The organism is Psychrobacter sp. CAM01 (assembly GCF_032842965.1).
GTDB lineage: Bacteria > Pseudomonadota > Gammaproteobacteria > Pseudomonadales > Moraxellaceae > Psychrobacter > Psychrobacter celer.
On sequence record NZ_JAWJBL010000003.1, the window covers coordinates 65653 to 88134 of the forward strand.

General features: G+C 45.9%; 23 protein-coding genes. 7 read left to right on the forward strand and 16 right to left on the reverse strand.

The window, feature by feature from the left end; all coding sequences use genetic code 11:
- Positions 1-100 precede the first annotated feature (100 nt).
- The 3 genes from trmD to rpsP all read right to left on the reverse strand — a co-directional run bounded on the left by trmD (position 101) and on the right by rpsP (position 1994).
- A complete protein-coding gene (gene trmD / locus R0I52_RS01475) occupies positions 101-871 on the reverse strand; it encodes a tRNA (guanosine(37)-N1)-methyltransferase TrmD (RefSeq protein ID WP_317052859.1) in 771 nt (256 codons plus the stop codon).
- Positions 872-1000: 129 nt separating this feature from the next.
- Entirely contained in the window at positions 1001-1534 is a 534-nt protein-coding gene (gene rimM, locus R0I52_RS01480) for a ribosome maturation factor RimM (RefSeq protein ID WP_317052860.1), read from the reverse strand.
- Positions 1535-1724: 190 nt separating this feature from the next.
- Complete coding sequence (gene rpsP, locus R0I52_RS01485) at positions 1725-1994, reverse strand: 30S ribosomal protein S16 (RefSeq protein WP_075101887.1); 270 nt, start codon at positions 1992-1994, stop codon at positions 1725-1727.
- A 250-nt stretch (positions 1995-2244) separates the two neighbouring features.
- Here rpsP and R0I52_RS01490 point away from each other — a divergent pair, with 250 nt between their 5' ends.
- Entirely contained in the window at positions 2245-3735 is a 1491-nt protein-coding gene (locus tag R0I52_RS01490; RefSeq protein WP_317052861.1) for an ATP-binding protein, read from the forward strand.
- A 52-nt stretch (positions 3736-3787) separates the two neighbouring features.
- On the opposite strand, the gene R0I52_RS01495 is transcribed toward R0I52_RS01490, so the two are convergent.
- The 13 genes from R0I52_RS01495 to R0I52_RS01555 all read right to left on the reverse strand — a co-directional run bounded on the left by R0I52_RS01495 (position 3788) and on the right by R0I52_RS01555 (position 16737).
- Positions 3788-3967 carry a hypothetical protein gene (locus R0I52_RS01495; RefSeq protein WP_075101885.1) on the reverse strand — a complete coding sequence of 60 codons (180 nt, stop codon included), beginning with the start codon at positions 3965-3967 and terminating at the stop codon, positions 3788-3790.
- A 51-nt stretch (positions 3968-4018) separates the two neighbouring features.
- Positions 4019-5707, reverse strand: a complete 1689-nt coding sequence (locus tag R0I52_RS01500; protein ID WP_317052862.1) for an ATP-binding protein — start codon at positions 5705-5707, stop codon at positions 4019-4021.
- Positions 5708-5905: 198 nt separating this feature from the next.
- On the reverse strand, positions 5906-6622 hold the full coding sequence (locus R0I52_RS01505) for a response regulator (RefSeq protein WP_071002805.1): 717 nt from the start codon (positions 6620-6622) through the stop codon (positions 5906-5908).
- A gap of 601 nt (positions 6623-7223) precedes the next feature.
- Positions 7224-7640, reverse strand: a complete 417-nt coding sequence (locus R0I52_RS01510) for a F0F1 ATP synthase subunit epsilon (RefSeq protein ID WP_075101883.1) — start codon at positions 7638-7640, stop codon at positions 7224-7226.
- A 104-nt stretch (positions 7641-7744) separates the two neighbouring features.
- Entirely contained in the window at positions 7745-9178 is a 1434-nt protein-coding gene (atpD, locus tag R0I52_RS01515; protein ID WP_075101882.1) for a F0F1 ATP synthase subunit beta, read from the reverse strand.
- A gap of 38 nt (positions 9179-9216) precedes the next feature.
- The gene (gene atpG, locus R0I52_RS01520) at positions 9217-10098 is read right to left on the reverse strand and encodes a F0F1 ATP synthase subunit gamma (RefSeq protein ID WP_317052863.1); all 882 of its coding nucleotides are present in this window, start codon (positions 10096-10098) and stop codon (positions 9217-9219) included.
- Between the two features lie 210 nt (positions 10099-10308).
- On the reverse strand, positions 10309-11853 hold the full coding sequence (atpA, locus tag R0I52_RS01525; RefSeq protein ID WP_317052864.1) for a F0F1 ATP synthase subunit alpha: 1545 nt from the start codon (positions 11851-11853) through the stop codon (positions 10309-10311).
- 93 nt (positions 11854-11946) lie between these two features.
- A complete protein-coding gene (locus R0I52_RS01530) occupies positions 11947-12570 on the reverse strand; it encodes a F0F1 ATP synthase subunit delta (protein ID WP_317052865.1) in 624 nt (207 codons plus the stop codon).
- 13 nt (positions 12571-12583) lie between these two features.
- Positions 12584-13054, reverse strand: coding sequence for a F0F1 ATP synthase subunit B (locus R0I52_RS01535; RefSeq protein WP_317052866.1), 471 nt, complete (start codon positions 13052-13054; stop codon positions 12584-12586).
- 117 nt (positions 13055-13171) lie between these two features.
- Positions 13172-13420 carry a F0F1 ATP synthase subunit C gene (gene atpE, locus R0I52_RS01540; RefSeq protein WP_010197960.1) on the reverse strand — a complete coding sequence of 83 codons (249 nt, stop codon included), beginning with the start codon at positions 13418-13420 and terminating at the stop codon, positions 13172-13174.
- 33 nt (positions 13421-13453) lie between these two features.
- Positions 13454-14320, reverse strand: coding sequence for a F0F1 ATP synthase subunit A (atpB, locus tag R0I52_RS01545; RefSeq protein ID WP_075101877.1), 867 nt, complete (start codon positions 14318-14320; stop codon positions 13454-13456).
- A 718-nt stretch (positions 14321-15038) separates the two neighbouring features.
- Positions 15039-15437, reverse strand: a complete 399-nt coding sequence (locus tag R0I52_RS01550; RefSeq protein ID WP_317052867.1) for an ATP synthase subunit I — start codon at positions 15435-15437, stop codon at positions 15039-15041.
- Between the two features lie 412 nt (positions 15438-15849).
- Positions 15850-16737, reverse strand: coding sequence for a metal ABC transporter solute-binding protein, Zn/Mn family (locus R0I52_RS01555; protein ID WP_317052868.1), 888 nt, complete (start codon positions 16735-16737; stop codon positions 15850-15852).
- A gap of 249 nt (positions 16738-16986) precedes the next feature.
- Between R0I52_RS01555 and R0I52_RS01560 the strand changes: the two genes are divergently transcribed.
- The 6 genes from R0I52_RS01560 (at position 16987) to gluQRS (ending at position 22446) form a co-directional block, all read left to right on the forward strand.
- A complete protein-coding gene (locus R0I52_RS01560) occupies positions 16987-17523 on the forward strand; it encodes a Fur family transcriptional regulator (RefSeq protein ID WP_317052869.1) in 537 nt (178 codons plus the stop codon).
- An 80-nt stretch (positions 17524-17603) separates the two neighbouring features.
- Complete coding sequence (locus R0I52_RS01565; RefSeq protein WP_317052870.1) at positions 17604-18377, forward strand: metal ABC transporter ATP-binding protein; 774 nt, start codon at positions 17604-17606, stop codon at positions 18375-18377.
- A gap of 79 nt (positions 18378-18456) precedes the next feature.
- Complete coding sequence (locus R0I52_RS01570; protein ID WP_317052871.1) at positions 18457-19281, forward strand: metal ABC transporter permease; 825 nt, start codon at positions 18457-18459, stop codon at positions 19279-19281.
- 196 nt (positions 19282-19477) lie between these two features.
- Positions 19478-20317: a metallophosphoesterase gene (locus R0I52_RS01575; RefSeq protein ID WP_317052872.1), complete on the forward strand. Its 840-nt coding sequence runs from the start codon at positions 19478-19480 to the stop codon at positions 20315-20317.
- A gap of 545 nt (positions 20318-20862) precedes the next feature.
- Entirely contained in the window at positions 20863-21300 is a 438-nt protein-coding gene (gene dksA / locus R0I52_RS01580) for an RNA polymerase-binding protein DksA (protein WP_317052873.1), read from the forward strand.
- A 192-nt stretch (positions 21301-21492) separates the two neighbouring features.
- On the forward strand, positions 21493-22446 hold the full coding sequence (gene gluQRS, locus R0I52_RS01585) for a tRNA glutamyl-Q(34) synthetase GluQRS (RefSeq protein WP_317052874.1): 954 nt from the start codon (positions 21493-21495) through the stop codon (positions 22444-22446).
- The last annotated feature ends 36 nt before the right edge of the window (positions 22447-22482 follow it).

Genomic DNA, 22482 nt, shown 5'->3' on the forward strand with positions numbered 1-22482 from the left:
GGGTTATAACCAACGGCCACAATGTGATGACTCGTTTTATTATTGCTCAAAATTTTATTTTTTAACTGTTTATCAAATTTAAAAACGATAAAACGAAAGGTTAACCCCTATTTTTATCTGTTTTTGCCAGTGCCTTTAGCCACTTCGCTTGCTCTGCCGTTGGGGTAAACGCTTGCCATAAGTCTGGCCGACGCGCTTGCGTGCGACTGACTTGCTGAGCAAAACGCCACTTAGCAATATTGGCATGATGACCTGAGAGTAATACCTCAGGGACGCTCATACCTGCAAACTCATGCGGCTTGGTATAATGCGGACAATCAAGCAAGCCATCGACAAACGAGTCTTGCTCCGCGGACTGATCATCGCCCATGATATCAGGCAAACGACGTATCACACTATCCATCAATACCATGGCAGGCAGCTCACCGCCTGTCAGCACATAATCCCCTAATGACACCTCCCTATCAACATATCGTGATAGTAAGCGCTCATCAATACCCTCGTAACGACCGCACAATATAATCATGCCATCGTACTCGGCCATGCTGACCACACTACTCTCACTGAGCGTCTGTCCTTGTGGCGACATATAAATCACCGGACAGTGCTCACTATCGACACGGCAGCCGTGCTGACTCGCTCGCAAGCGCGCATCCTCTATGGCTTTTGATAATGGCTCGGCCATCATCACCATGCCAGGACCGCCACCATACGGGCGCTCATCAATACGGCGATAATTATCGGTAGTATAATCACGGGGATTAATGCACTCAATCGTCACGTGCTTTCCAGCGACTGCCCTTCCTGTGATACCAAAATCACGAATCGTGGCAAACATCTCAGGGAAAATACTAATGACGGCAAAATACATCTGATGTCTACTTAATTGACGCAATGATCATACTGGCGCTAACGCCAAAAAATTGTCTTACTTGTACTATTACTAGTTAGTTGCTTAATAGCTACTTGATTAATAACTATTTGACTAATAGCTATTTAACTAATAGTCACTTGGCCATGCCACCAGCACCGTTTTTTCAGTCATATCGACCTCAATGACGGTTTGTTTGTGCCATGGAATCAGGCGCTCTTCATCATCCAAGCTGTCTGAGTTTGCTTTCACGCGCATGATGTCATGCGCACCAGTTTCAAACATCTCGGTGATATCGCCCAGATACTCTTCTTGTTCGTTTATCACGCGCAAGTCGATCAAGTCTGACCAGTAATATTCATCCTCAGCCGTTTCTGGCAAGACGTCTTGCTCGACCCAAACGGTCACACCGTTCATCGTCTCCGCAACATTGCGATCAGGTACCTGCTCAAACTGAGCGACGATTCCTGTGCCTTGTTGACGCCATGCTTTCACCGTCAAAGGCTTCATGCCAGTGGCAGTTTTCATCCACCACGGCTGCATGTCAAATATCGCCGTCCGATCTTCTGTATCGCTAAACACCCACAGCCAGCCTTTAATACCATAAGGCTTTTTAAGCTGACCGATTTTCATGAGGGTACTAGCGTCTGGAACAGATGACATAACAGCTAACCTAGCAATAACTAACAAACGGTAAGTAAAACAATCGCGATTAAAACAATAATCATTAAAAACTGCGTTAAAAGCGATAAACAGTTAATGGCGCACCCTGGTCAGACCAGTTACGCTATGTGTTCTTAAGTCTATTGAGATTGCCATAGTCAAACTATAACCACCTCAGCGACCGACAAACTTAAGCAGTGGCTTCAGTTTGAGCAGCAGACTTGCTATAAGCTTTTGCTAATGAAGCAACGCGATCTGAAGGCTGTGCACCTTTGGCGATCCACGCATTGTACGCTTCCATGTTTAGGCGTACTGCTTCTTCAGACTCTTTAGCGAGTGGGTTAAAAAAGCCGATGTTTTCAATATAGCGACCGTCACGCGCGCGGCGTTGATCAGCAACAACTACTTGATAAAATGGGCGTTTCTTGGCACCGCCCCGTGCTAAACGAATAACAACCATGTGAATTCTCTCTTTCGCAGGTATACCAAAAAGGGCATAATTATATCACAGTCTTGATTTATTGAAAACATAAACTGTGCTTATTTAATTATTTATTAACAATAGCTTAAATGGCTATCGATGTAAAATCCTTCTAGGATTTGCGTATGACAACCCTCTGCTATTGCGCCGTTATTTTTGGTGAATGACATCCTTTCTAGACCAAATAACGCTATACTTTATAACGCCTCATGTAACCTATTGGATTGTTATGACTCCATCAAATCTGCCAACCCGTCGCAAAGGCTGGCTTGCGCGCTCTTACTCCAACACTTGGCTGACGACTTTGATGGTCGCCTTTATCGTGATGATCAGTGTCAGTTTATCGATTTTGTTTTTTTGGCGCAGTCTGTATTTGCCAGAGCTCAAAAATCATGCGCGTTATTTGACCAGCGAGCTAAAGCTGATGAATAGCGTCAATAAAGATTGGCAAGCGCGCCCTGAGGTGCGCCAGTGGATTTATCGGCACTCGCATGTGGTGGTGGTGGATAATCCAAGCGACTTTCCGGAGGTGGCTGATAAAGCCTTTGTCGGTGTCTTTACCGACGTATTGCAGCGAGAGATTGGCGCTCAATTAGGCCGACCTGTTGAGGTGTATTTTAAATTTAAGCCCACGCCGCAATTATGGGTACAAGACAGCCGTGACGACAGTTTTTGGATTCGTGAGCCTGTGGTGTATTACTCACAGTATAGCCCAAGTCTGCTGGTGTTATTTTTGATTGGCTTGCCTATCTTGTCCTTGCTCACCATTGTTTTACTGGCGCGGCAATTAAACCGTCCGCTGCGCTATCTGCAGCGCGCCGCGACCAATTATATTCGTCTTGGTCACGCCACCACCCTGCCCACTCAAAAAGGCCCAACAGAGATACGTCAGGTCAATATGGCCTTTAATCGTCTATTTACCACGCTCAGCCAAGCGCAAAAAGAGCGTACCATCATGCTCGCCGGTATCTCACATGATTTGCGGACGCCGCTGACCCGAATGCGGTTGACCGCCGAGATGCTGCCGGATGATTTTTTTCGTGAAGGGCTGATTTATGATATTGAAGATATGGATGCTATTTTGGAGCAGTTTATCTCGTTTATGAAAGATGGCTCTGATGAGCCTGTGAGCCTGACCAACCTAGACACCATATTTAATGAAATCATGGTGCAATTTGCGCCAATGGAGTTTATCTATCAATCTGAGTGCCATAAAGTTGTACCCGTCCGGCCGCTTTCTATCAAACGTTTGATTATCAACCTTGTAAATAATGCCAATCGCTACGGCAAACCGCCCATTTATCTATCGGCAACCGTCATACCGACCTTTGTCGAAACCGCTGTAGATGAAGAAACCGATGTGGTGACGGAAAACGTAGTAAACCAAGAAGCACAAGAACAATTGGTAATCTGTGTGCGCGATTGCGGCGATGGCGTGGCAGAAGACCAATTAGAGCGAATCATGCAACCATTTGAGCGCGGCGAGACGGCACGTACCACACAAGGCAGTGGTCTAGGCTTAGCCATCGTCAGCCGTATTGCAGGGTTACATCATGGTACGGTTGAGGCCATCAATCACCCTGATGGCGGTTTACAAGTGTGCGTACGTATCCCGCTACTCTCTAAGGTGGCTGGCGATGAAACCTTAGCCGCCGATACGCCCACTACCTCAGAGCCATCTGATGAGAAACACGCCACAGACAAGCCGCCTTACCCTTAAAAGTTAGGGTTAGGATTAGGGGCAGACTCAAGCCGCCCCTTGGTCTTAAATCTCAGTCTTTGCTGCCAATCACCGGCGGGATGTACTTAGCACTATTGGTAAAGGCCAGCGGCTGGGTAATCTCAGCTTTGGCCGCCTCTACGGTCTGAGTGCTGCTCGGCTGCTGCACAAATAAATAATACCCCAAGGTAATCGCATTTACTATCACCAACCCGCCAAATAAGTATGGCATCCTTTGCCCTCCTCTACTATTGCTCTGCTGATCACTGGCTGTCTTTGCTTATCATTGGTTTTCAATATCACGCTCACTTCTTTCTTGCGTCAACTCATCTGCCGCCAATATCTGTGTCAAGGGCTTAATCGGCCAAGTCATGACAAACCTCGCGCCGCCAAGCTCACGGCTTTCATCTACCTTCATACTGCCGTTAAACCAAAAGGCAATGCGCGAAACGATAGACAGACCAAGTCCATAGCCACCCGATGCACGGGTGCGACTGTCATCCAAGCGCGAAAACGGGATAAACACCTTTTCGCGGTCTTCTTCTGGGATACCGTGACCATCATCTTCGACACTGACAAAGGCATTGCCCTTTTTGACGCCAGCACTAATGATAATGGTGGTTTCTGCATAGCGTAGAGCGTTGCCAGCCAAATTCTGAATGACACGGTGTAAATAGCGCTTATCAGCCACCGCCGTGACCTTCGCACTGGGGAGTTTGGTCACTATCTTGATGGGTTTACCTAGCGCATTGGTTTCGCGCTCGACCTGCTCTAGCAGCTCTCGAAGATTGACAGGCTCTAGATCAAGCTTTGGTGAGCCTTCTTCTAGCTTGGCGTACGTCAAAATCTCGTCAATCAAACCATTTAGCGACTCAATATCTTCATCGATATAGTCACGCTGCATAAAGCGCGAGTCCTCATCATCAGTATCGGCCAGCATATCGACGGCAAACCGTATACGGGCAACAGGCGTACGCAGCTCATGCGAGACCGCGCGTGTCAGCTCACGCTGTGACTCAATCAAACGTTTGATATGCGAGGTCATGGCGTTAAATGTCGCTGACAAACGAGCAATCTCATCTTGGCCGATGACCTGTACTTGGATATCTAGATTGCCTTTACTGACTTCGTTGACGCCCACTTGTATCAGTTGTAGCTTACGCTCAAGCGGAAAAATCAGCGCATACACACCCAAACTAATAAGGAACATACTGATCAAAATCATACTGATGATCAGATTGAGTGGAAACCAGTTAAACAAAGGAACCGGGCCGATCAAGATAGCCATGTCATTGATTTCGGAGGGCACTATTACTCTGATCGCTGAATTGCTCTTACTACTGTTGGTATCCTGCAAAGAGATGACCACCTCATCACGGCGCAAACGCGCTATCTGATCAGAATCCAGATCGAGGGTGTTGACCGCCTGAAACGCAAGCGGAAAAGAAAACTTGTCTTCTAGCTCAGCGAGGCGTGCACGCTTATCCGATAAAGTCATGTGATAAGACAAATCATCTAACAAAAACACAGCAATAGCACGCACTTGCTGTTCGGTCACCTGTGATACCCTCGCGGTCAAGACGCTCTGGCTGTCGGGCAGACGATAATAAACATCTGCATACACCGGCTGACTGTTATAACGAACCACGGTATTGTCGTTTTCAAAACGGCGTAGCTCGCTGGCGGTGAAGTCCACTTTATCAATCGGTATGACGCTAAACGTCGAGCCAAACAAGCTACTGGCATCTGACAACCAATACGCTCGCTGCTGCTCATTGTCCTGATGCGCAATTCCTTCACTGACCAAATGAAACGCCCCTTTGGCCATGGTTTCTCGATAGGACTGCACCCGCTCTTTATTGATGGTGTCCATCAATAACTGCGCAAACAAGGCCACGCATAAACAAACGATAAGCAGCCCGGCATAAATCCGAACGAAAATACTGTGTTTTAAAGAAGAAACTAATGACATACGTGCCGTGACCAACTTAGTAAATAAAATCCGCTGATAGTACCCAGCATAGTGCTGCTACATTATGATGGCTTAATTAAACCACATAACGCTGTATTTAAGTTTAAAAATTAAAATTTAGCCACAAAAAAACCAGCAAAGGCGCTGGTTTTTTTGTGAGAATGCGAGACAATCTGTCTTCACTCAGATGCGGGGCTATTAGTTGCCTTCTTTAACGAACAGATAACCCTTACTACGGACGGTCTTGATACGCTTAGGGTTTTCTGGATCATCACCGATTTTTGGACGGATACGTGAGATACGCACATCAATCGAGCGGTCTTGACCATCATATTCAATACCGCGCAGGCGCTCAAAGATATCTTCACGTGATAAAATACGACCAGCATTCGACGCAAGCAACCATAATAGGTCATATTCGGCGCTAGTAAAATCTACCAGCTCATCACTAAGCGTGACTGAACGACCACCATTATCGATGACCAGCTCACCAAATTCAAGACGCTGTGGCACATCTTCTGATGGCGCGTTTTCTGAGCGACGTAGCAACGCACGAATACGAGCAAGTAGGACGCGTGGCTGCGCCGGTTTGGCCACATAATCATCAGCACCCATCTCAAGGCCAAGTACTTGATCCATATCTTCAGTGCGGGCTGTCAGCATCAAAATTGGATTCTGGTAATGGGGACGTACTTCACGGCACACTGTCAATCCATCGCTACCAGGAAGCATGACATCAAGCACCACCATATCAGGCTGTTCGTTGACGATACGGCGAATCGCACGATTTCCATCGGTTTCGATGGCGACTTCTAGACCGTTTTTGACCAAGTAGTCTTGGGTCAACATGGCCAGACGCTCATCATCTTCAACAATCAAGATTCGGGGGGTGTTGTCTTCTTCAGTCGTTGTCATTGTTATATCCTCTAATACATCTCATTTAAAAGCAGTAAAAGTAAGAGCGGTAAAATTAATAGCACCATATTGTGGCACGATTGATGTTTGTATAGCTGTTACAACTTGGTAGCACAGTATACTATTAAACGTACGGCTTCCTATACTATAGCCTATAGTCAGTAACAAAACCTATAAACTATAACGATTAAAACTTTAGTTTACGTCCAAAAACTCTACCTTTTTCATGCAAATTAACGGTTTAAAGACTTTTTTGGCGCTTTAATACTGGCATAGACATTGACGCATCGCTCGGCGCCTATGACAATAACAATCATGTTTTCAACGCTCATGCAGCATTTACATACTATCGTCTCTAATATAACCAGATATGCTCATTGTCGCCAGTGCCTTTTTATCTCTATTAATAAAGTCATCAGCGAACTGCAATATCGATTACTTTTGTCATGTGATTTTAGCTAAAAACGAGTGTATGACAAACGATCCTATATAACAGACATAAAAAACAACAGACATAAAAAAAACAGCCCTTGATGGACTGTTTTTTATGCTTACCAACCATACTAAATAAGAGAGGCTACTTAGTATGATAAAAAATACATTAAGCGCGGTTTTTATATTTACGAATCGTTTGTAGCTGCGCCACAGACTCTGCTAAAGAAGCCAAAGCGGCATTGGTCTGAACCGTATCAGACTGATTGACCAGCATTTGCTCCGCTTTTTTACGCGCTTCGATGATTTTACTTTCATCAAGATTGTGTGCACGCATGGCAGTATCCGCCAGTACAGTGACCATCTTTGGCTGAACTTCTAAAACGCCACCTGAAACATAAATCACTTCTTCTTCACCGTTTGGTGTTTGCACGCGCATCGCACCCGGTTTTAGCAAAGTAATAAGCGGTGTGTGACCTGGCAATACACCAATCTCGCCTTCGGTACCCGTAGCTATTAGCATGCTGATCTCGCCCGAATACAACTCTTCACGAGCACTTACGACGCGACATTGTAACGTTGCCATATTTAACTCCTTACGATCAAAACTCAATCAAAACTGCGATGCGTTATCTACTGGCAAGTAGACGGAAAGTAGCCCACTTGCCTTTTAGCAATTGCTAACGCAACTTACGCTGCAGTAGATTTCATTTTTTCTGCTTTGGCCACTACTTCTTCGATGCTACCAGCCATGTAGAACGCTTGCTCTGGTAGGTCATCATATTCACCAGCGATGATTGCTTTAAAGCTGGCAATGGTATCGCGTAGTGGTACATATTTACCAGGCGCACCAGTAAAGACTTCGGCAACGTGGAATGGCTGAGATAAGAAGCGCTGGATCTTACGAGCGCGATAAACAACCAGTTTGTCTTCTTCTGACAACTCGTCCATACCTAGAATGGCGATGATGTCTTTTAGCTCTTTATAGCGTTGCAACACTTCTTGCACACCGCGAGCGACGTTATAGTGCTCTTCACCGATGACTTGTGGATCTAGCTGACGTGAGGTTGAATCTAGTGGATCAACCGCAGGATAGATACCTTGTGAAGCGATGTCACGGCTTAGTACGACTGTCGCATCCAAGTGAGCAAACGTGGTCGCTGGTGATGGATCCGTCAAGTCATCCGCTGGTACATAAACAGCTTGCACTGAGGTGATAGAGCCTGATTGTGTTGAGGTAATACGCTCTTGCAGTAGACCCATCTCTTCAGCGAGTGTTGGCTGATAACCAACCGCTGATGGCATACGGCCAAGTAGTGCTGATACTTCGGTACCCGCTAGTGTATAACGGTAAATGTTATCCACGAACAATAGTACGTCACGACCTTTGCCAGTGGCAGGATCTTTGGTGTCACGGAAGTACTCCGCCATGGTCAGACCCGACAGGGCAACACGTAGACGGTTACCTGGTGGCTCATTCATCTGGCCATATACCATCGCAACTTTAGACTTACTGAAGTCTTCAGTGTTGACAACGCCAGCTTCTTGCATTTCGTGATAGAAATCGTTACCTTCACGAGTACGCTCACCCACACCAGCAAACACGGATAGACCTTCGTGTTTTAGAGCGATGTTGTTGATAAGCTCCATCATGTTGACGGTTTTACCAACACCGGCACCACCGAACAGACCAACTTTACCACCTTTAGCAAACGGGCAAAGTAGATCGATAACTTTGATACCCGTCTCTAGCAGCTCAGTGCTGTTTGACTGCTCAGCATAGCTTGGTGCATCACGGTGAATCGACCATTTTTCGTCAGCGACAACTGGACCTTCTTCATCGATAGGACGACCAAGAACATCCATGATACGACCTAGCGTACCTGTACCCACTGGTACAGAGATAGCCGCGCCAGTGTTGGTCACAGGCAAGTTACGCTTTAAGCCTTCAGTTGATCCCATCGCAATAGTACGTACAATACCATCACCTAGCTGTTGCTGTACTTCTAGGGTGGTTTCGGTACCATCTACTTGCAAGGCATCAAAAATTTGAGGAACTTCATTACGGTCAAACTCAACGTCAAGAACCGCGCCAATAATCTGTACAATACGACCGCTACTCATTGCGTTCTCCTTGAACTTCTATATATAGGTGTAGTCAATTATGAAACAGCAGCAGCACCGCCAACGATTTCCGAGATTTCTCGGGTAATCGCCGCTTGACGCAGCTTGTTATAAACCAACTGTAAATCGTTAATAAGGTCACCAGCATTATCTGTTGCCGCTTTCATCGCAACCATACGAGAGGACTGCTCAGAGGCAATGTTTTCCATTACCGCTTGATAGACAATCGACTCGATATAGCGACCAAGCAATTCATCAATCAATGTCTTGATGTCAGGCTCGTAGATATAATCCCAGCTAAGCTCTGTCTGTATGCCGCTCTCTTCGTCACCAAATGAACCCTCTGGTAGCGGTACTAATTGATTGACTATAGGTTTTTGAGTCATGGCATTTACAAACTGGTTGTATACCACATAGATACGGTCGATATTACCGTTACTATAATCTTCAAGCATGGCCTGAACTGGTGCGTTTAACTGCTCAAACGTTGGTTTGTCGCCGTAGTCAGTCACCGCTGACGTCACTTTACCACCAAAGTTTTTGAAAAAACTCACCCCTTTAGCGCCAATGACTGCAAACTCAGTTTGTACAGACTGGTCTTGATAATCTTGGATACTTTTAGATAATTCTTTGAATAAGTTAATATTCAAACCACCCGCCAGACCGCGATCAGAGGTAATGACAATATAACCAACCTTATTGACCGGACGCGACTCCATATACGGATGTTTGTAATCTGATGAGGCATGCACCAAATGTGAAATAACCCGGCGCATACTATCAGCATACGGGCGACCCACTTCCATGCGCTCTTGGGCACGGCGCATCTTACTCGCCGCTACCATTTGCATAGCACGAGTGATTTTTTGGGTGCTTTTAATACTGGTGACTTTGGCACGTATCTCTTTTAAGCTTGCCATAATGATTCCAATATAAGAGGGTTAAAAAGCATTGGCGCATGCAGCATTTGATAAATACTCACCTTTGAAAAAGGCAATATTTTGTGCATAACGCGATCTAATACCGACGGTGGTTAAGACAGTGGCGCTTTTGTCTTAGCAAAAAGCGTATCAGACAGCGCGCCACCTTGTAAACGATCAGTCATCACCAGATCGGCTTAACCCATTAAATTAATAACTGTGATTTTGTTTAAAAGTCTGTACTGCTGACTTTAAACGACCTGCGATATCATCGTTGTAGTTCGCAGTGTCATCAATCTCGCGCATCAATTCACTTTGCTCATCATGCATATAGCGTAAGTAGGCTTCTTCAAAAGCACCAATCTTTTCAACTGGTACATCGGCTAAGAACCCTTCGTTTGACGCATAGATAACGGCCGCTTGTTCAGCAATTGACATTGGCTGATACTGTTTTTGTTTCATCAGTTCAGTCACGCGCTCACCATGATCAAGCTGCTCACGAGTCGCATCATCAAGATCAGAGGCAAACTGAGCAAAAGCTGCCAATTCACGATACTGAGCCAGTGCGGTACGAATCCCACCAGAGAGCTTTTTGATGATCTTAGTCTGCGCAGAACCACCAACACGAGATACTGAGATACCAGCGTTTACTGCAGGACGAATACCTGAGTTAAATAAGCTAGACTCTAAGAAAATCTGACCATCAGTGATTGAGATCACGTTGGTTGGTACGAATGCTGATACGTCACCTGCTTGGGTTTCGATGATAGGCAGAGCGGTCAAAGAACCGGTTTTACCTTTCACTTCACCATTGGTGAATTTTTCTACATAATCGGCGTTGACGCGTGATGCACGCTCAAGTAGGCGTGAGTGTAAGTAGAACACGTCACCAGGGTATGCTTCACGACCTGGCGGACGACGTAGCAATAGTGAAATCTGACGATACGCGACGGCTTGCTTTGATAGATCATCAAAGACAATTAGAGCATCTTCACCGCGGTCACGGAAGTACTCACCCATCGTACAGCCTGAGTATGGTGCAAGGTACTGTAGTGCTGCTGGCTCTGATGCAGAAGCGACTACAACGGTGGTATATTCTAACGCACCGGTTTGCTCAAGCTTACGTACGACGTTGGCAATAGTAGAACGTTTCTGACCGACTGCGACGTACACACACTTAATACCAGATGCTTTCTGGGCGATGATCGCATCGATAGCCATGGCGGTTTTACCCGTCTGACGGTCACCAATGATAAGCTCACGCTGACCACGACCGATTGGAATCATGGTATCAACGGCTTTATAACCAGTCATTACTGGCTGATCGACTGATTGACGGTCGATAACGCCTGGAGCGATTTTTTCGACTTTATCTGTCAATTTGGCATTGATAGGGCCTTTACCATCGATAGGATTACCCAAGGCATCTACAACACGGCCTAGCAGCTCAGGACCTACTGGTACTTCAAGGATACGACCAGTACAATAGGCTTTTTGACCTTCTTGCAGCTGTAGGTAATCACCAAGTACTACCGCGCCGACAGAATCACGCTCTAAGTTAAGCGCCATTCCATAGATTTCGCCTTCAAACTCAATCATTTCGCCGTACATGGCATCTTCAAGACCATGAATCTGCACGATACCGTCAGATACTTTGACAATCGTGCCTTCATTCTTTGCAGTTGCACCCGCATCAAGGTCTTGAATACGCTGCTTAATCAGGTTACTGATTTCCGCTGGATTCAATTGTTGCATTGCCTTGTTTCCTTTAATTTATGATAACCCGCCCACTGACTTAAATGCTCTTACGCTCACGCAGATTTTATTTGGCTGCGCTGCTGAGTGGCATTAGGCAGTTAGCTGTGTTTTTAACTGTTGTAACTTGCCGCGCATCGAATCATCAATGATTTTGTCACCGACTTTGATCGTAGCGCCTGCCAATAGACTTGGATCGACCGACTCGTGAATCACCACACTCGCATTTAACGAGGCAGCAAGACGCGTTTGAATCGTTTCACGCTGGGCGTCGGTCAATGGATAGGCAGAGGTCACATATGCGTCAAGCTGCTTTAAGCTTATTGCCTTGTGACGGCGATAATGCTCATAAACTTCAGGAAGCAGCGCCAGACGCTCTTGTTCTGATAACTGTTTAACGAAGTTACTAAGTGCTACTGATACTTTAGGATAGCTGGTGTCAGCGCTTGATTGAGCACCTTGGTTCTCATCTAATAGCTGCTTAAAAGCAGAGTCATTAGAACCAGCTACTTGCGTATCATAAAGATCGACCAAAGCAGCTGACTTATGCTCAGCAGAAACAGCTGGATTGTCCAGCCAAGTACTGAACGACTTGTCATTGACAACGCGGCTGGCAATAAATAAGAAGTTTTCCCACTCATTTACCACACCATTTTCGTTGGCATAGTCAAACGCGGCTTTAGCGTACGGTCGTGCTAAGGTTGATAAGTCAGCCATGATATCCTCACAATTACAGCTTCGCCGCCAGTTGGTCTAACATACTGGCATGTTTTTGCTCATCGACTTTGTCTTGCAAAATCTTCTCAGCACCAAGTACAGCCAGTTCAGCAACTTGCGCACGTAATGATTCACGCGCTTGATTGATTTCTTGGTCGATAGATGCTTGTGCTTGTTGGCGAATGCGCTCACCTTCTGCTTGCGCTTGCACTTTTGCATCTTCGACAAGCTGGTTGGCACTCTTATTGGCTTGCTCGATTAAAGCTGCGGCTTTAGTCTTCGCAAGATCAAGCTCCTGCTGGACATCTTGCTCTGCGGTCGCCAAGTCTGCTTTTGCTTTTTCTGCGGCATTCAAGCCTTCAGCGATTTTACGCTGACGCTCATTAATGGCCCCGATAAGTGGTGGCCACACGAATTTCATGCAAAAAATCACAAATATTGCAAAAGCAATGGCTTGACCGACGAGGGTAAAATTGATATTCACGTGATCACCTCTTTGTTAATGAAAAATCAGTTTCATTGATCATGTTTGGCAGTCAAATCTTGACTATATTGGATAATAAATCTTTGAATACCAAACATTTACAACTGAGCTTTCGGATTAACCTGCTAGAGGGTTAGCGAACAACAACAGCATAGCAATACCAACACCGATCATCGGAATAGCATCAAGAAGACCTGCTACGATGAACATACGAGTTTGCAACTGAGAGCCAAGCTCTGGCTGGCGTGCAACACCTTCTAAGAATTTGCCACCTAGAATAGCAAAGCCAATACCTGTACCAAGTGCGCCAAGACCGATAAGTAGCGCTACTGCGATAACTGTGTAACCACCTAATACTGGATCCATTGATGTATCCTCATTTACCTATTGAATGTCTAATTAATGTTCAGTTGATGATGCAAGCGACAAGTAAACTATCGTCAACATCATAAATACGAACGCTTGAAGTGTAATAATCAAAATGTGGAAGATAGCCCACGGTACCGATAACGCCCATTGAATCCAAAACGGCATTAGAGCAATCAGTATGAAAATCAATTCCCCAGCATACATGTTACCGAATAAACGCAAACCTAATGAGACAGGCTTTGCAATTAAGGTAACGGCTTCTAAGATGAAGTTGATGGGGATTAAAATAATTTGTAAGATAGGATTCTTGGCACTAAACGGATGCAGCGTTAGCTCACCAATAAAGCCGCCCACGCCTTTCTCTTTGATGCTATAAAAAAGAATTAACAAAAAGACAGAGAATGACATGCCAAGCGTGATATTAGGATCAGTCGTTGGAACGATCTTGAAGAACACATGATGTGGATCATGGCCCATCATAGCGCCAATCTGCCCTGCCAGACTTGGAATAAAGTCGATAGGCAATAGATCCATCAAGTTCATCAAGAAGATCCAGACAAAAATAGTCAACGCCAAAGGCGCAATTAGTTTTGACGTACCACTGTATGAATCGCGCACGTTGTTATCAACAAACTCAACGATCATCTCAACCGCAGCTTGCGTCTTGCTTGGCACGCCTGAGGTGACTTTTTTGGCAACCATCCAAAAGATGGCACAAAATAAAATACCCAGACCAATTGACCATAGCATAGAATCAAGATGGATAGCGTTAAAGCCCATTTGCCCTGCTTCTTCAGCAGTATAAGCAACTTTCCAGCCCTCGCCCGGCAGATAACCGTACGTCCAATTCGTTAAGTGGTGAGAGATATATTCTGATGATGTTTGCTCGGATGCCATAATGTAAGCTTCTTATTAATCAACGATTTAATCAACTACCAAAAATATGGTTGTCATCTGATGAGGTGTGGTGTTTCTATATATGTCGCGATTGAGCAAATATATAGAACAAACCAAAGCACTCATGTAACCAATAACATCCAACCCATAGTTCTATTACGATGCGATGTTTGATGGCGTAAGTTAAATTTTAGCTATCAAAAAAGGGCTTATGATAATTCAGTAATAGCCCTTGCATGTATACGCAAAATTATTATATATGTGCTTGCTTACTGCCACATTTTTGTAGCTATCGCTCAATTCGGCGCTTATAAGCAAAATATTTAGCTGCCTATATTAATGCAGCGTTGTATTCGTGTAAAGTCAATTATGACTTTTTTATCCGCCGTATGAATAAGTTAGCGGCCACTGACCTTTAGTCGTATAGGTTTGCTTCATTTGCTGGGTAGAAATATTTAATACTAGACCCAAAGCTTATTCAGACGTTGTGTTGTTTTAATCGTCATTTCGCGCTTATCAATGAACCTTCGTCGCCTATATCGCTATCTTTATATTCCTATCGATAAAAATCATATTAATAGGAATAAAGCACATGTCGTTTTTTGACTTTATAGAATCAGTCATAGAGAAATTGGACGGCAGGGTGACTTGCCTAGTACTATTTAGTTAGTAACCATCGCAGATAGATCATCATCGATACCATCATGAGCTACCAGCACTAGCGTATGTGCCACAACATCCAACTGTGACTAATTTGCATTACCATAAAACCGATAAACAGCGCTGGCGCAGATAGGGGTTGTACGGTAATAAAAATTAGTGCAAAACCAAACACAGCCAATAGCCATTTGGCCATCTGACCTCGATATAGCTGGCTGACAATGTGTCTGCGCGCGCGATATCCGGTGTACCAAAAAACAAAAAAAGCAAATACAGCTTGTGTGATAAAGCTCAGTAGTGCACCGATTGCGGTGCTCTTTGCTATGACGAGCTGACTATGTAGCCAGCTTATATCTATTATCCAAGCAGCAATGATTAAGATAAATAATAGCCAGGCTTGGCGTTTGATATAAATACCAATCTTGTCTTTTTGGGTGCGTTTGGCAGGTTTGGTCATGGTACGCCTATAGCCTTCTAGCATTGGGATAAGACAGCAAAAATACTTGCGACCTCTTTATCCGTGAATGACTCACTCTACAGGTGTTACCTTTTAACCAAAATAAAACGCCACTTATTATAAGGAGGCTGCAGCCGTTAAGCAAGCAAAATCTACCTTTTATCCCTCCCCTACCCCAATCACTGCTCATAGCTGTCATCAAGAGCGGCGAGCCTGTGCCCGTTATCCTTTATCCTAAATAAAAGGAGTAGCGCTATACCAGCGTGCTCCTATGCTTATCTTATCGTCGAGCGACTATTTTTCAGATAGCTTAAATACAGATACCCTAAAAAATACTGTGGCATTTGTATAATAGCCGTCAATCATACAAACCAATGGTATAAGTCTGTCAGATATTTGAGCGTTATTGCGTTTATTTATCGATACACTGATGGATTTGCTGCGCCATCGTTTGCCAGCCCCTGATAAAGTCTGTGCTGTTACTCATGTCTTCTGCTTGTACTGTGGTACTGACGGGCTGTAGTTTGGCCAGCAAGCCTTTGGCAGGTGCATTTGGACTGACCAAGCACATTCGCTTGGTTGGGCGCTGCTCATTTAACCGGCGTAATTGACTGGCTTTTGGTGCTAAGTGGTGATCGACACTCAAGCTACCAACAAGCTGTAAATTGATGCTGTCTTCGATATATTGATACGCGTCGTGATAAGCCCAGTAGGGTGAAGGTTTTTTTGTGCTATCAAAGCTGGCGGCGGCCACCGCACTGTCTAAACGCTGGGCGAATTTTTGTGCATTGGCATGATAAAGGCTTTTATATTGCGGATTGGCATGGCTATGGATGACAGCTAAGGCACGAGTGATGGCTTTGGCATTCTCAGGATCAAGCCAAATATGAGGGTCTAGCGTGCCGGCGATGGGTTTGCCTTGGACATCACGTAACGGATGACGATTAAAGGCATCAAACTCAAATAAGGCAATGGCATTAGGCGCTGTCTTTAAGCTTGAGGCCAAGTTGTTTTCTAGCGGCTCACCAAACCAAACCACAAACTTACTGTCGCGTATCGCCTTGATATCACCAGGGCTGATACTGCCGTGATGCCCGACCTCGCCAGCTTGTAGTAGCCGCTTGGCAGACGGCGCGCCTTCGGTCACCGCTTCACTCAATAAAAACAGCGGGTAGTTGCTGACGCTGACACTGGCTGCATGCACACTCACACAGGCCAGCCCCAACCATAGCAGTAGCGGTGCTAGCAGACGCTGCAAAATCGGATAAACACGCAAACAATCATAAAATGTTGGATTCATAGTCAGCTCTTTGGTATATAGTTGGCAAAAAGTTAAGCAAATATAGATGCTGGGCATCGGACATATCGTTTGACGGTTGCTATCACCCCGACTCGACTACCTTCATCAGATCACCCTTTGACAGTGGCAAGTCCATTTACTTGGTTATTCAGTACTTTGGTTGCTCGGTAATTTTGTTTTATTATGTTATACTATAACAACACAAAACGCCATTGCTAAAATGCCACGCAATTTTTAGGAGTTTGCCTCATGTCTACTAATCTGTCAGCCTGCGATCACTTGCATGATGTGCAAGACTTTACGCCGCATGATGTGACTGAACGCCTGCGCGCGGCAAAAGAGCAGTGCCGACTCAGTGGTGCGCGTTTTACGCCGTTACGGCAGCAGATATACCAGCTGGTACTCGAAGCCAACCAACCTGTTGGCGCGTATGATCTGATCACCCAGCTGCAGCAAATGCGACTAGTCACAACTGATGGGGCTGATAATGCGTCGGTGCAAAAAACGACAAAAAACGTGGCACCACCCACGGTATATCGCAGCTTGGAGTTTTTACTCGGTGAAGGCTTGATTCATCAGCTCACTTCTATCAACGCCTACGTGCCCTGCTGTCATCCTCGCGCTCAGCATACGGCGGCGTTTTTGATCTGTGCCCAGTGTCAGCGGGTACAAGAATGCAGTAGCGTACCGGTACAAGAGATGATGAGCTTTGCTGAAAAAAATGTGGGGTTTGTGGTGGAACGTAGCGTCATTGAGCTGAGTGGTCGTTGCCAAGCCTGTCAGTAATACCGACGGTTTATTACTTGCTCGTTGATTTATCATCCATCGTTTATCCTACCTTGAGTCACTGCCCTATGAACACGCTTATGTCACCGTCTATATCTACCATTACGACTGATACAACACTTGATCGTAAAAAGCTACTGAGCTTGAGTGATATCAGTTTTCATATTGGTCAGCAGCGTCTACTGACGCATATCGATATCGATATTGCTGTCGATGAAACACTTAGCCTCATTGGGCCTAATGGCGCGGGCAAGTCAACGTTGGTAAAGCTTATTTTAGGCTTGCTTGAGCCGACCAAAGGGCAAATCACCGCTCACCAGCCTCTACAGCTAGGTTATGTCCCGCAGCGCTTTGCCGTGCCGCCGATACTGCCATTACGCGTCTGTGACTTGTTGGCACAAGCGGACAAAAAACGCCTAACGGCCAAGCAGCGACAATTTATTTTTGACAACTTGTCTTTGACGCATCTGCTGTCACGGCAGATGCTGCATTTGTCAGGTGGTGAGACGCAGCGCGTGTTGTTGGCGCGGGCACTGCTGGACAAACCCAACTTGTTGATTTTAGATGAGCCGATGCAAGGGCTTGATCCTGATACTGAGGTTTGGCTGTATCAGTTTATTGATGAGCTACCAGCGTTTTTGCGCTGCGCCATGCTCGTGGTGTCGCATGATTTACATTGGGTGATGAAAGGTAGCCGGCGGGTGATTTGCCTCAACAAGCATATTTGCTGTGAAGGTCAGCCAAGCGAGCTTGCGATTAGTAGTGAGTTTCAAAAGCTGTTTGGTCACCACTATGAGCAACCGTATGTGCATCAGCCGCACGCTTGCGAGCATCATGCCCCCAGCGAATTATAATACATACACTCAAACACGTTGATGACTGCCTTAAAAACACAGCGTTAATGCAAACTAAAAACTGTTACGGATATCTTTTATGAGCGCTTGGTTAGCCATCATTGCCCCGGCTTGGATTGCAGGTAGTATTTTAGCGTTGCTCTCAGCGCCTCTAGGGTGTCTGGTATTGTGGCGACGCATGGCTTTTTTTGCCGATGCACTGGCGCATGGTACGCTGCTGGGCGTTGCTTTGGCAGTGTGGTGGCAATTACCGATGGGCGTTGGGATTGCTATCATTAGTATCGCGGTGGTCTTAGGACTGGTCCTTATCGATGATGAGCGCTTGCCTGTCGATGCTGTACTGGCCGTCGTCGCGGTGTCGCTGCTGTGCTTGGGACTACTGGCATTGACTCAGCTGACCGACCAGCAAGCCAATGTACTGGGGTTTTTGTTCGGTAATTTACTTGAGCTGGATTGGGCTGATCTGCCGCTGCTCGCCACCAGTGTACTGGTGGGTTTAGGACTGCTTATCTATATATGGCCTGCACAAATCAAGCTGGCCACTCATGAGGCCTTGGCACGGATACAAGGTATCAATCCTGCGCGCCAGCGGCTATTTTTTATGGGGGTATTGGCAGGGTTTTGTGCCATTGCCTTGCAGGCGGTAGGTAGCCTACTGATCAGTGGCCTTTTGGTACTGCCAGCCTTGACTGCACGTTTATGGGTGTCCTCGCCCAAACAAATGGTCCTCGTATCTTTACTGATCGCTCAGGTTGGCGTCACGCTGGGCGTGTGGGGCAGTATTTGGCTGGACATTCAGACTGGTCTTGCTATTGTTTTGATATTAGCGATTTTGTTTTTTATTGCATTGTTTTTTAGCAAATTAAAAACGCTTAGGTTTTGGTCAGCAGAGCGCAGGCGTTAGTATAACTGCTGGATTATAAACCAGTTTAACCACAATGTTCTCCAACTTTATTTCATCAATATTGCTAGAGCTTTCATTCACTTTATGTTATAAACTTGCTCTAATAAGATTGGCAGTATCCATGCCAAATCGCCATTATTTATCTATAGTCGTTCTGACAACTTTGCTTGTTTTGAGCCGATGAGGGAGCGCCCCAATGCCAAGCTATCCTGTCAACACGCTTTGCCCACCTGATGAGCAGCTCAATATTTTACAGATCACGGATTTGCACCTATCAACGCCTGTCAACAAAGGCACGGGCAATAGTAGCGGTGACGCTGTTTTGTGTCAGCACAGCTTTGAGACGGTACTGGCGCAGGCATTAAATGACGATATTCGCTGCGACTTGATTGTGGTGACGGGCGATTTGGTCAACCGAGTAAAACCTGATATCTATGATCATATTTTTGCTGTCCTGCAAACGACTGGCATTCCTTTTGCTTGTATCGCCGGCAACCATGATGTGACTGATGAGCTGGGGTATGATTTGCCATTTTCCCAGCGTGAGCTGGTGGCCAAACTCGCTGACCCTCGCTTGCTCAGTCGGCATGTGATTGAGTCTGATCATTGGCAGTTGTTGTTTTTGGACTCATCTATCGCAGGTAAGGTCTCAGGTGAGATCGCGCCAAGCGATATCGATTGGCTATGTCAGCAGCTCAGCCACTGTAGCAAGCCTGCGCTCATTGCCGTACACCACCATCTGATTCCTGTAGATTCTGACTGGATCGATACCCATATGGCAAAAAACAGCGAGGATTTTTGGCAGCAGATGAAGGCGTTTACGCACTTAAAAGTAATCATCAGCGGTCATACTCATCAAGAGCAAGTACGCCACTATCAAGGGGTCACGGTATATAGCACCCCCTCTACCTGCCATCAGTTCAAACCTCTTGCAGATGACTTTGCTTATGATAAACGTGCCCAGCCTGGTTACCGCTGGTTGCAATTAGCCAACAATGGAGAGGTTGCAAGCTGGGTCGAAAGACTGGATACTTGACGCCCAGATTTATCGCGGCGAGCGTGATGTAGCCCTGATGTATCGGACTTCTTGCCGATATTGCTGGCTTAGATAGGTGGTGTCTGACTGCATTAAAACACCAACAATGATAAAAACTGCTTCATTATTATGAAAAACAGTGATACAACTTATAAAACCAGATGATGATTAAAATATAAAGATAACCTATAGCCGAGATTAGACAAAATTATAATAGCTAGGATGGCTAACCTGACCACACGCTAAGTATTCATAGTCCGTGTTTTGTTATATTGTTTAGCGACCAGTAGGCCAATTACCCTATTTACACTGAGGTATTTGCACCAAGGTATTTAAATAAAAATATACATAACCATATACTGGGGTACTGATATGTCGCTGTCGTCATATCGAGACAACTTTATTATTAGATCAGCTGTGTTACTTGTGTTACCAAGTGGTAAAACGTTTTATAAAGGGACAACTTATAGCGTTTATAAATTGATAACGTCTTGTCTTTTGATGCGTCGTTTTATTGAATTAATTTGAAAAAGTAGGATACCCATATGAGCACCCTGACCACGAATCCGAGTGAAGTGAAGTTTACTCCTTATGTGCCAGCCGAAGGCGAAGAGTATATGTCTGATGCGCAATTGGCGCACTTTAAGTCAATTTTATTGGACTGGAAAAATCAATTGATTGGCGAAGCAGACCGTACCAAGACTTATATTCAAGATGAGTCGAGCGCCATGCCAGATATCAATGACCGCGCCACTCAAGAAGAAGAGTTTGCTTTGGCGCTGCGTACGCGTGACCGTGAGCGCAAACTCATTCGCAAAATCGACAAATCCATCGCAGAAATCGAAAATGACGACTATGGCTTTTGTGAGACCTGCGGCGTAGAGATTGGCTTGCGTCGTCTCGAAGCGCGTCCAACCGCGACCCAGTGCATCGACTGTAAGACCCTCTCAGAAATCAAAGAGCGCCAAAACCAAGGTGCGTAGGTGCATAGATGTATAAATCCGAGAGATAACAAATCAATAGCGCTATCTCAGCACAAGCGACCCTCATGTGGTCGCTTGTTGCGTTTTATAAACATCTTTTGGTCGGCAGATACAGTATCCTATATCACCTAGTCCGCGATAACGGCGTCTCTTAGACCGTCATCGTTTATTTTAATTATCCCATAAACGCCTATGCCCACGACCTCCATACCCACGCCGCCAATCGGCCGCTTTGCCCCCTCCCCAACCGGCGAGCTACATCTTGGCTCACTGACCACTGCCCTTGCCAGCTACTGCCATATAAAATCACTTGGCGGTAAGTGGTTATTGCGTATCGAAGACACAGATACAGAGCGCTGCGATCGGCAGTTTACTGAGCAGATCTTGATCGACCTAGAAGTGCTAGGGTTACACTGGGATGGTGATGTGGTGTATCAATCTGAGCGCATCGATATTTATAATGAGTATCTGGCCTCGACCCTACGGCCACTCACCTATGGCTGTCAGTGCTCACGTAAAGACCTAGAGCAATATTGGGCGCAGCAAGATCAAATCCCTGCCCATACAGATACTGCGACACAGCTGACCATGCTGCCAAACAGAAAACGCTATCCACGGCGCTGTGTCACCAAAGCACTAGATAGACTACAGCACAAGCTACGCATACAGCTGCCCGATTATCTCATTGGGTTTTATGACGGTATTCAGGGACAACAGTGGGGCAATCCGCAGCAGACCTTAGGCGATATGGTGGTGCGCCGACAAGACGGCATGATCAATTATATTTTGGCCGCCAGTCTCGATGATGGCTTGCAGAGGGTTACGCACATCATGCGCGGTTTGGATATTCTGCCCATGACCACCGCCCAAATCAGCATCATGCAAGCAGCATGCCTGCCCGCGATTGACCGCTGGTATCATCTGCCGCTGATCTGCAGCCCAAACGGGCAAAAGCTGTCTAAACAAAACCTAGCGCAGCCAATAGACACCCGCGACCCAAGTCAGCTAATCGCGACTGCATTACAGCTCTTGCAGCAGCCTAGTGTCGTGATAGACACGCCTGCGCGGATGCTCAAGCAGGCAACTGCGCAGTGGGACAACGCGCCGCTACAAGGCCAGCAGCAGTTGAGCTTGGGAAATAAATAACAGACCAACAGCAAAAAGCGCCACTCATAATAGCGA